Annotated in this window: 9 protein-coding genes; 6 read left to right on the top strand and 3 right to left on the bottom strand. The window is 40.0% G+C overall.

All coding sequences use genetic code 11. The annotated features are described in order from the left end of the window. Positions 1-661: 661 nt before the first annotated feature. The 3 genes from AC5JMK_RS06590 to AC5JMK_RS06580 form a co-directional block, all read right to left on the bottom strand. A complete protein-coding gene (locus tag AC5JMK_RS06590; protein WP_096675732.1) occupies positions 662-1,084 on the bottom strand; it encodes a hypothetical protein in 423 nt (140 codons plus the stop codon). Between the two features lie 658 nt (positions 1,085-1,742). Continuing rightward, positions 1,743-3,338 (bottom strand): nickel-dependent hydrogenase large subunit, encoded by a 1,596-nt coding sequence (locus tag AC5JMK_RS06585; RefSeq protein WP_096675731.1) that lies wholly within the window; start codon positions 3,336-3,338, stop codon positions 1,743-1,745. Between the two features lie 56 nt (positions 3,339-3,394). Next, entirely contained in the window at positions 3,395-4,357 is a 963-nt protein-coding gene (locus tag AC5JMK_RS06580; RefSeq protein WP_096675730.1) for a hydrogenase small subunit, read from the bottom strand. A gap of 757 nt (positions 4,358-5,114) precedes the next feature. Here AC5JMK_RS06580 and AC5JMK_RS06575 point away from each other — a divergent pair. From AC5JMK_RS06575 to hypF, 6 genes are all read left to right on the top strand, one after another. Next, the gene (locus AC5JMK_RS06575) at positions 5,115-6,065 is read left to right on the top strand and encodes a hypothetical protein (protein WP_096678921.1); all 951 of its coding nucleotides are present in this window, start codon (positions 5,115-5,117) and stop codon (positions 6,063-6,065) included. Positions 6,066-6,083: 18 nt separating this feature from the next. Continuing rightward, positions 6,084-6,323: an asr0689 family protein gene (locus tag AC5JMK_RS06570; protein ID WP_096675729.1), complete on the top strand. Its 240-nt coding sequence runs from the start codon at positions 6,084-6,086 to the stop codon at positions 6,321-6,323. 8 nt (positions 6,324-6,331) lie between these two features. Continuing rightward, positions 6,332-6,556 (top strand): hypothetical protein, encoded by a 225-nt coding sequence (locus tag AC5JMK_RS06565; RefSeq protein ID WP_096675728.1) that lies wholly within the window; start codon positions 6,332-6,334, stop codon positions 6,554-6,556. Between the two features lie 497 nt (positions 6,557-7,053). Next, positions 7,054-7,530 (top strand): NifU family protein, encoded by a 477-nt coding sequence (locus tag AC5JMK_RS06560; protein WP_096675727.1) that lies wholly within the window; start codon positions 7,054-7,056, stop codon positions 7,528-7,530. Positions 7,531-7,546: 16 nt separating this feature from the next. Continuing rightward, complete coding sequence (locus AC5JMK_RS06555; protein ID WP_495909689.1) at positions 7,547-8,719, top strand: NHL repeat-containing protein; 1,173 nt, start codon at positions 7,547-7,549, stop codon at positions 8,717-8,719. Positions 8,720-8,954: 235 nt separating this feature from the next. Further along, positions 8,955-11,381: a carbamoyltransferase HypF gene (gene hypF, locus AC5JMK_RS06550; RefSeq protein ID WP_495909688.1), complete on the top strand. Its 2,427-nt coding sequence runs from the start codon at positions 8,955-8,957 to the stop codon at positions 11,379-11,381. The last annotated feature ends 153 nt before the right edge of the window (positions 11,382-11,534 follow it).

The following is an 11,534-nucleotide window of genomic DNA, read 5'->3' as shown; positions in this document are numbered from 1 at the left end:
GACTCGTAAATCAAGTTTTGCGACTCGTAAATCAGGTTTTGCGACTCGTAAATCAGGTTTTGCGACTCGTAAATCAAGTTTTGCGACTCGTAAATCAGGTTTTGCGACTCGTAAATCAAGTTTTGAATTCGTAAATCAAGTTTTGCGACTCGTAAATCAGGTTTTTGAATTTTAAATTAGCTTCACAAGTCATAACACAGATTTTTGAGTTAAAAATCTGGCTTAAATATTGTAAATCTCTTTTTTTCATGAAATTTCACTAGAATACCTTCCCATCAGGGCTATTTCACTCTAGACATAAACCGCCCTGAACTAAAGTTACCCAAAATCCTTGTAGAGACGCGAAATTACCCTGGGGGATCTTGCTACGCGTCTCTACATTAGTTTTCACAGAGGTCTAATACCATTTCACAAAACATCTGATACAAATACAGACCCTGTAGAGACGCGATATATCGCGTCTCTACAAAATTTATGTGTATCGTGATTAACGTGAAATGGTCTAATACATTAGACCTCTTGCAAAAATATTTTTACCCCACCCTAACCCTAAGCGTAAACGGGGAGGGAACTAAATCTTCCCCCCGTTCACGGGGGGATTGAGGGGGGTTCATTCGACTTTTGCAAGAGGTCTATTGAGAGTGGGGACTTCCGCGAGGCGTTAAATTTCTACACTATGTTTTTTGGCGATTTGACAAAGTTGCTCAAACTGTTCTTGTGATGCTAAGTTTAGCTTCTCGTCTGTTGGTAGTTCATTTTTTGGGCCTTTAGGAACTAAATATTTGACATAGAGAGAAATAAAATCAACGATCGCTGCTATCCCAGGTAAAGCATGATTGTCAGCTTGCTTACCTGCTACCATAATCGCCATACTTCCCTCAATCGATTTTCTGGTAGCATCGGCAAATTGACCAACCAATTCTTGAATATAATCTACAGTCTCCAGGTTCTTTAACTTCACCAGATCTGGAGTAAATTCGTATCCTGCTGCTGTTGCTTGTTCCAGCACACACCATTGTGTGAACTCTTGCAACACTGCTTCAGGAAGACCAGCGAGATGATTGTGTAATTCTGAATTAGACACTAGCTTACCTTATAAATTTTCAGTTTTCTTCGTGTCTTTAGTGCCTTGGTGGTTCAAAAATAAATTTTATTAACCACTAAGACACTAAGAGGATGTTTGAAAAGTCATGATTGATGTATCAAATATTTTTTACCCCACCCTAACCCTCCCCTTTATAAGGGGCTGCGGTGTACACAGAAGTCTTATAAAGTTGCCTAGTAGCGTTTTGATCCCCCCTAACCCCCCTTAAAAAAGGGGGAACTAGAATCAAAGTCCCCCTTAAAAAGGGGGATTTAGAGGGATCAGAGGATTTATGTGTACACCGCAGTTTATAAGGGGAGGGAACCGGATTTCTCTTGTTTCCCCCCTTTATAAGGGCTACGGTGTACACACAAATCTAGGTTGAGCGCATCTGTACCGCCTCGGAATTTATTCCGAGTCTCATAGCGCAAGTCCTCTGAAGAGGACTCAAAAAAAAGTTTGTTCCAGTCCACTTGAGTGGACTTTCGCTATGAGCCTGGAACTTTAGTTCTAGGCGGGATACAGTTTCAACATGAAAAATTTTGACTTGTGTGTACACCGTAGCTTTATAAGGGGGGATTAAGGGGGGTAATAATGTAATTAAAATTACAGCCAATCACTTTTCAAACAACCTCTAAGACTTCAAGTTAAAACGAGATTATGCCGTGCGAAAACGTGCCAGTTCTTCGCCTGTTTTGGCATCATGGGCGTGAACTGTACACACTAAACAAGAATCAAATGATCGGGCGACATGACCTACTTCTATAGGGTCAGCTGGATCAGCAATGGGTGTACCCATTAAGGCTTCCTCAATGGGGCCAAGCTTTTGTTCGGCGTCACGGGGTCCGATGTTCCAAGTACTAGGGGCGATGACTTGGTAATTCTTGATTTTGCCATCTTCTAGTTCTACCCAGTGGCACAGGGAACCCCGCGCTGCTTCTGTTGCACCCCAACCACGCCCATCTTTTTGTTTGGGTTTGATGTACCAAGGTTCATTTAATTTGAATTCGCGCAAACAGCGTTCGGCTTGGCGATACAACTTGACAATTTCGTGAACCCGTGCCAACTGACGAAGATGAACGCTGGGGCCGCTCATCCGCTTGAAAACATCAAGGATAAATCCATCATAATGTTGCCAAGATTCGCCGTGTGTACCACCTGCGACCAATTGTCTTGCTAAGGGGCCAGCTTCTAAACGTCCATATTCGTTGTGACGGACTGCACTTGACCAAGAATAAGCACCGTTGAAGTCTTTATGATTTTTGGCGATGGGGTTGGTGGTGCGATCGAAGGGGTGAATGTCTCCTGTACCTTCTTCGTACCAAGAGTGAGTTGTATTCTCACGGGCAAAGGTATGATCCATCAAGGTGTGAGTGTCGCTGTAACTGTCGTACACTCCACTTTTCATGATCATGGCAGCATTACGGCTGGCGATAGTCGGTTTTTGGTATTTATCTTCATGGGGTAAATATCCCCAAGTAACGTATTTACCTACACCGCCACCAAATTTATCTAGACCAATATCTAAACCCATGCGCCAATAAAAACCCAAGTCAGACTGGCGATGATTACGATTTTCATGCAACCAAGCCATGAAGTCATCATAGGTCTGGATTTCTTCATAGCGTTCCAAGGAACAACCCAACCACACAGGTTCTAACCAATTGGTGCGGAAGTATTCTAGGATTGACCAGGCGCGGGTAATATCGGTGAGAGTGGGGGCGCACATCACGCCACCGGGAACCATGTAACTAGAATGGGGCCATTGACCACCCAAAAGGGCATAAATTTCTACTGGTTTCGCAGAAATTGTGACACCGATTTCGTAATGCTTGCCAGTAAAGGCAGCAAAGCGACGGACTGCTTCTTGATAATAACGGCTGTTTTGGTATTTTTTATTGGTGAGATCGATCGCAAATAAACCGTAAAAATAGCGGGGTATACTTTGAATTGTTTCGACTATTTGACCGAGGTTTCTGGCTAAAATCGCATTGGGTGGAACTTCTGTTTCCCAAGCGGTATCCAATGCCCAAGATGCACAGGTGAGGTGAGAACCACCGCAAATTCCACAAATACGAGGTGTGACAATTAACCCGGCTTGGGGATCTTTGCCACGTAGAATAACTTCAAATCCTCGGAAGAGTTCGGCGTGAGTCCAGGCGTTGACTACTTGTCCATCTTCGATTTCCACCCGCACATCTAAATCGCCTTCTACCCTCCCCACGGGTGAGATGTCTAATATTTGAGTTCCCATTCTCCTTTCCTTTTAATGATTGTTTTGTAGTAAGCACAAAGCGTGTTTACTACGAACTAAACTAAGAAAAAGTCTTCATCTGCCCAAGCTGGGGCTGCATCTTTGGCGACTACGGTAAGTAGAGCATAGTCTTTTTGTTTGACTCCTGGTGGTAGTTCTTTGGGAACTCCCATGACAGTTTGAGTTTTAAATACAGTTCCCGGTTTGAGGTCAAAGAAGGGAAATTCTGGTTCGGTACAACCCAAACAAGGCATTCCAGCACGGGTTTTGGAAGAAACGCGGTTCCATAAGATGCGGTTACAAGAAGAATGAGTCATGGGACCACGACAACCCAAGTCGTAGAACAGACAACCTTTACGTTGACCAAATTCCGCAGTGCTTGCTTTATATGCAAAGTGAATGTTGCGGGTACAACCTGTTTGAGTGAAGGTTTTGAAGAAAGTTTGGGGACGATGGAATTCGTCAAGGGTAATATCGCCAATTCTACCAGTGGCGATCGCCACTAATATCTGCGTTATCCAATCGGGGTGGGCGGGACATCCAGGAATATTAATTACAGGTACTCCGGCTTTGGAACGATAATCTGACCCTAAAAAACCACCTTTTTGGCGTTTGAGAAATTGTAAACCTTTGGATTCACTAGGGTTGGGTTCCATCGCGGGAATTCCTCCCCAAGTAGCGCAATCGCCGACTGCTACTACATATTTAGCGACTTTTGCTAGATCGCTAACCCAATTTTTCATCGGGCGATAGGCAAAGCGATTCCATTCTCCTGTACCATTAGGGGCATTAACTACACTACCTTCAAATACCAAGATATCTACAGGGATTTTACCTAAAACGCAATTCCACAGCATCCCTTGCAGATGGTCTCCTAGTTCTTGTCCCAAGGAAGGATGCCATAGTACGTTAATACCAAAGTCGGATATTAAGTCGCAGACAGTTGGTTCTTCTGCATTTAAAAATGACATAGTGTTGCCTGAACAGGCACCACCTTGTAGCCATAATAGGTTAGTCATTGGCTGTGTGTTTGTAGGGATTGGGGATTAAGTTAGTAGCAAACCCAGTTCATGATGCCCACTTAAAAAACTTGTAGAATCTCAAGTTTCAGGAACAATTTATTTTTCAATATCAAATACATTCAGTTTAAATTCTACACAGTTCAACAAAAATTAATGTAGTTAATCAATCTAATTCAATAACAAACATATATTTTTTAGTAACAGCAAATACATGAATAGGATATTGATTAACAACATATCGTATCCGCAATTTTTCTATATTAAGCATACAGATAATAGTTGGCAGTTCAATATAATTAAGTATATCCATTATTGATGAACTCCACAAATGAATATTGTAAATATACTCATAATGCTCAGAGAATGTTAATAAAAAACATTTGTAATATTTGATTTTGCAACACAATTAACATTCGGTTTATGTATAGACTGCGATTATATATCAACAAAGTATTTATTACTAATTGACAAATAGTTAACAAAAAATTAATAGATTAAGATTGAGATAAATAGTGATGTCTATCTACTAGATTTTTATGAGCAGCTAATTTATATTAGTGAGGTCTGATAGTAGTTCAAAAAACCCGCCTACAATTGAAATCGCAGTCTACTTGATTTATTTGAGTCGCATGAAGACGACTTGTGCTATTAGCTAAGAGTTTAAACCCAAGCGCGATATATTTAAAATGGGATGTTCCCCTCGGATTCATCTATGGAATTAATTCAAAATCTCAAATCCAAAATCCCAAATCAGATGACTCCAAGTATTAGCGATACCGCAGTCAAAGCAGCAATTGCTGCTATTAGTTCTGAATCCGCATCAATAAAAGATAAAATTGAGATGCTGATTGAGATGGCACATGGTTTTGTCAAAAAGCCAAAAACTACTCAAGATTTATGGAATGCGATCGCCCTATATCAAGAAGCAGAAAATTTATGTGATGATGATAACTTTTTGCTGAAAGCGCGAGCGAAAATAGGAAGCGCTGGAGCGCTAAGATCAATACCGAACGATACAGAAGAATTTTTATTGCAAGCGCAAGTTTTGTACACAGAAGCATTACCTATTTTGCAAGAATTCGCCTCATCAGAAGAACTTGCGGAAGCCCAAATGAACTATGGCTTGGTGCTACAGTCTTTAGTACCATTCAACTTAGTACAGATCGGAGATAGCATTCAGGTATATCAGGATGCTTTGCGAGTATTTACTTGGGAAAAATACCCGCAGGAATATGCAATTTTACATAACAATATTGCGATCGCTTACCTTTCTATGTCAGGAGGTTCCCAACAGCAATATTTATTTGAAGGGTTGGCGGTACAAACTTTTGAAGCTGCACTGAAACATATTCATCTGATTGATCATCCCAGAGAATATGCGATGTTGCAGAATAATTTGGGTAATGCGCTGCAATATTTACCATCATCTCATCCCTTGGATAACTTGATGCGAGCGATCGCAGCTTATGATCAAGCATTAAAAGTGCGTAATTCCAAAGATACACCAATAGAATACGCTAACACTATTGCCAACAAAGCTAATGCTTTATTAAACTTACCTGATGATTTAAACCAACCAGAAATAGGTAATAATCGAAATCTTATACAAGCACGTAATTACTATCAACAAGCTTGGGAAATTTTTACTCAGCATGGATATAGAGAACAAGCCCAAGTAGTAACCCAAGTCTTGGAAGAATTATGAACCAAAAGGAGAAAAATCATGACAGATATACTTACAACTTTAGCATCTGGTGATGTGAACCTATTCACAGGATTTATATGGTTATTAATAGCGACTGGCTTCTCTGTAGTCGGGGGTGCGATTGGCGGCATAATTTTAGCTGGAGAAGAATTAGGTTATAATTTTGCTGCCACAATTGGTGGATTATTTGCCCCTGCTGGAGTTATTCCAGCCATATTATTAGGATTATTCTTACTAAATTTTTGTCCCAAATTTTAGGAGGTTTTATGTTAGAAATTGGCTGGTTTTCTGCTAAGTTATTTTTGAAGGGTAAATTAATACGTGATCCGAAGTATTTTTGGCAGCAAACCGCTATTGGTGCTAGCATCGGCTTACTTTTACTAATTGTTCCATTGTTTTTACATATTCCATTATGGTTAACAGTAATAGTATCGAGTATCACAACAGGTACTATTATGCCTTTTTTACTTCAAGATTTCCGCATGAAGTAAAGACGCGAAATTTCATGTCTCTAGTCTTAATTATTTCATTAGACCTCTTGCAAAAGTCGAATGAACCCCCCTTAATCCCCCCGTGAACGGGGGGAAGATTTAGTTCCCTCCCCGTAAACGCTTAGGGTTAGGGTGGGGTAAAAATATTTTTGCAAGAGGTCTATTCTAGACATAAACTACCCTGAACTAAAGTTCACCGGCTAATAGTTTAAGTCCGTTGATATGGACTAAATTACCAATCAACAGTCGGTTTTAACCGAGTTTTGCTATTAGCCTCACCAATTAATTATGAAGCGGGCTGGATGAGAATGAAATAGCCCTGACGATTTTTATCGTATCTCTACAAAATCAATACGGTTCGTTTAATAATTTTTCGTCATGATTTGGAAATGTAGAGACGTTGCAGTGCAACGTCTCTACAGGATTTAAATGTTCGTATATTTATATTATCCAAACCGTATTGTCTACACAATTATTATTTATATGATCACTAACTAATGACAAACTTGGAAGAATTAGTAAAAGAAATTAGCCGTTTTGAAGCGATAATATCTGAGTGGGAAGAAAGCCAAAGATGTGTAGCTATAGGATTAAAACGTGCTATCGAAGATTTACATAAAGAAGCGCTAACCCGTTTAATTAAAAGTGTGAAACAAGAATCAATATCAGTTTTACGTAATGCTGTTCAAGACGAAATAGTCTATGGGGTGCTACTTTATCATGAACTAGTCAAATCACCAAAACCACCTTTACAACAACGTATTCAACAAGCTTTAGAAGAAGTCCGTCCTAGTTTAAAAAGCCATCATGGAGATGTAGAATTAGTGGCAATTAAAGCACCAGATATAGTAGAACTAAGATTAATCGGTACTTGTAGTAATTGTCCAGCTTCCACACTAACTTTATCTCAAGCAATTGAACAAACAATTAAAACATATTGTCCAGAAATAAATCATGTTATTGCGGTAAATTAAATTTATTGGTTTTTAAATGAATTTTTCATCAGCATTACATGCTCACAATTTACCATTATCACCTAATGGTGCAGAAGTAATTTTAGGTAGAATCATGAAACCGGAGGAATTAGCAACTCCTGTTTTACCTAGTCCCATTGAAATGTTCGGTCCTCGTGCAGCTTGTTTAATATCAGAAAATGGGCCTTTATGGGTTGCAGATACAGGACATCATCGCTTATTAGGATGGCAAAATTTACCAACCCAAGATAGTCAACCTGCTGACTGGGTAATTGGACAACCAGACTTTCATTGTGAAGGACAAAATGCTAAAAGTACACCAGGAAAGACAACTTTGAGTGTACCAACAGGAATTTGTCGCTGTAGTGAAGGAATGGCGATCGCAGATGCATGGAATCACCGCGTTTTGATTTGGAAAAAAGTACCAGAAGACAGCAATGTCCCAGCAGATTTAGTTTTAGGACAAGTAAATTTTAGTGATTACGAAGCAAATCAAGGTAAGCAAGAAGCAGCAGCAAATTCTCTCAATTGGTGTTATGGGGTTTTCTATCACCAAGGAAAATTATTTGTAGCCGATACAGGTAATCGCCGGGTATTAGTTTGGAATCAACTTCCAGAAGAAAATAATCAACCAGCAGATTTAGTTTTGGGACAACCGGATATGACATTACGTAATGAAAATGGTGGCGGTAGTCCTTCTGCTTCTAGTATGCGTTGGTGTCACGATATTACCTTTTGGAGAGATAATTTAGTTATCACAGATGCAGGTAATAATCGTGTGATGATTTGGGAAGGAATGCCTACAGAAAATAATACTCCTTGTGCGGTAGTGTTAGGACAGAAAAGTTTTGATGTTGTTGAGATTAATCAAGGAGTTTACTTTCCTAGTGCGAGTAGTTTAAGTATGCCTTATGGTGTTGATGCTGTTGATGATTGGTTATTAGTAGCCGATACTGCTAATTCTCGATTATTAGGTTGGCAAAAGCCTGAGTCAATTTTATCTTTACAAGGGGCTGCGGCTAATGCGATCGCAGGACAAAATAATTTTACCAGTAAAGGAGAAAATCGCGATTTTGGACAACCAAGGCGAGATAGTTTGAATTGGTGTTATGGAATCAAAGTTGTTGGGAAAACAGCAGTAATTGCTGACTCTGGAAATAACCGAGTTTTGCTGTGGACAATACCATAAGACCTCTTGCAAAAGTCGAATGAACCCCCCTCAATCCCCCCGTGAACGGGGGGAAGATTTAGTTCCCTCCCCGTTTACGCTTAGGGTTAGGGTGGGGTAAAAATATTTTTGCAAGAGGTCTATAGATAATTCGTAATTTTCTATTGCAAAGACATAAGGGAAGGGGAAGACAAGGGGGAATTTTTCTTTCCTGATCCCCGATCCCTGATCCCCATTCCCCGATCCTGAATCACAAATGACTACTGAAGAAATTCGAGTACGTGGTACTGTTCAAGGAGTAGGATTTCGCCCGACTGTATATCGATTAGCAAAAGCTTGTGGATTGCGTGGTGATGTTTGTAATGATGGTGAAGGCGTTTTAATTCGTGCTTCTGGAACTGATGCATCAATAGCAGAATTTATCAAAAGATTACAACAAGAATGTCCACCTCTGGCAAAAATTAATCAACTCACACGCAAGCGTTATCAAACAGAAATTTTATTTGATGATTTTGTCATTTCTCACAGTATTAATAGTACTGTAAAAACAGAAATTGCCCCCGATGCTGCTACTTGTCCCCAATGTCAAGCTGATATTTTTGATTTTTATAGTCGCTGGTATCGTTATCCTTTCACAAATTGTACCCATTGCGGCCCCCGCCTGAGTATTATTCGTGCCATTCCTTATGACCGTTGCAACACCAGCATGGCAGCTTTTGCTATGTGTGCAGAGTGTGCGAAAGAATATAACGATGTTGAAAACCGTCGCTTTCATGCTCAACCTGTAGCTTGTCATGTCTGCGGGCCGAAAGCAACATTAGAACGTGCTGATGGTAAACCAATTACAGCTTCCATGTTTTCCATGTTGGATGATGTTGATGCTGTGTGTACTTTATTGCAGAGAGGCGAAATTGTCGCCATCAAAGGTATAGGTGGAATTCATCTCGCTTGCGACGCGACAAATGAAACTGCTGTGCAAAAACTCCGCCAGCGCAAACAACGATATCACAAACCCTTTGCTTTAATGGCGCGGGATTTAGAAATCATTGAGAAATACTGCACCATCAGCAATAAAGAAAGAGAATTATTGCAAAGTCCTGTCGCACCTATTGTTCTGTTGCAGGTGAGGGAACTAAGGGGACATGGGGGACAAGGGAGTAATCTTTCCTCCTTATCTCCCCACACTCCCCTCACTCCCTTGTCTCTTTCTGTCGCCCCAGGACAAAATACTCTTGGCTTCATGCTACCTTACACACCTTTGCATCACTTAATTCTCAAGCGCATGAACCGCCCAATTGTTTTAACTAGCGGGAATATTTCCGATGAACCACAATGTATAAATAACGATGAAGCGCGAAATAAATTAAGTCAAATTGCTGATTATTTCCTCTTACATAACCGAGAAATTGTTAACCGCGTAGATGATTCGGTGGTGCGGGTAGTTGGTAATCAAATACAAACTATTCGCCGCGCTAGAGGATATGCACCAGCACCAATTAAATTACCACCCGGATTTGATCACACTCCGCCAATTTTAGCGATGGGTGGCGAGTTAAAAAATACCTTTTGTTTATTAAAGGATGGACAAGCAATTTTATCTCAACACTTGGGAGATTTAGAAAATGCAGCCACCTTTACAGCCTATAAAAATACTCTCAACTTATACTTAAATTTATTCGAGCATAAACCAGAGGCGATTCTCCCAAAAGGGAGACGCTACGCGATCGCACTCGATAAACACCCCGAATATCTCTCTACAAAACTCGGTCAAGAACTAGGATCAGCCAATCAAATTCAAATTTATTCTACCCAACATCATCACGCTCATATAGCCGCTTGCATGGCTGAAAATAATCTTCCTTTGGATACATTACCTGTATTAGGTATCGCCTTAGACGGTTTAGGTTACGGTGAAGATGGCACACTTTGGGGTGGTGAATTTCTCTTAGCAAATTACCGTGATTTTCAAAGACTAGCAACATTTAAACCTGTAGCCATGATCGGCGGAGAACAGGCAATTTACCAACCTTGGCGTAACACATACGCTCAATTAATCTCAGCCTTTACCTGGGAAGAAATCACAAGTAAATATGGTGATTTAGAAATCATCAAATTCCTAGAAAATAAACCCCTACCACTTCTCAATCAATTAGTATCAAAAAATATCAATTCTCCCTTAGCTTCCTCGGTAGGGCGCTTATTTGATGCCGTAGCTGCTGCTATCGGTATATGCCGAGAAGAATGTAATTATGAAGGACAAGCAGCAATAGAAATGGAAGCTTTAGTTGATCAGAATATCTTAAATAATCCTGAAGAAAATCAAAAATATTCTTTTGAAATTCGCATTTTAGATAATATTTACTGTATAGACCCAAGTCCAATGTGGAAAGCCTTATTAGATGATCTACAACAGCAAACTGATCTAAAAGTTATAGCTACAAAATTTCACATAGGTTTAGCTCAAACCATAGTCAACATGGTTAATTACCTCTCTCAACAACATCATATCAAGACCATCGTTTTAAGCGGAGGAGTATTTCAAAACCGTATCCTACTAGAACAAGTCACTAATTACCTTAAAACCTCAGATATTAACATACTGACTCATAGCCTAACTCCCTGTAACGACGGTGGATTATCACTTGGTCAAGCAGTGATCGCAGCAGCTAATCTCATCAAATAAGTGGAACAGTTTGTAGTGAGGACTTTAGTCCTTATTTGAGGACTAAAGTCCTCACTACGAACTACATTTCAATAATTTTCCCTCACTTTAGATAGTTTGTTTTTTTCTAGAGCGGTAAAACTTGCTAGAGAAGAGCAAAAATCTGGTAACGTA

Source organism: Pelatocladus sp., from assembly GCF_059505505.1.
Note: the sequence above shows the minus strand (reverse complement) of the source record. Positions and strands in the feature narration are given on the sequence as shown.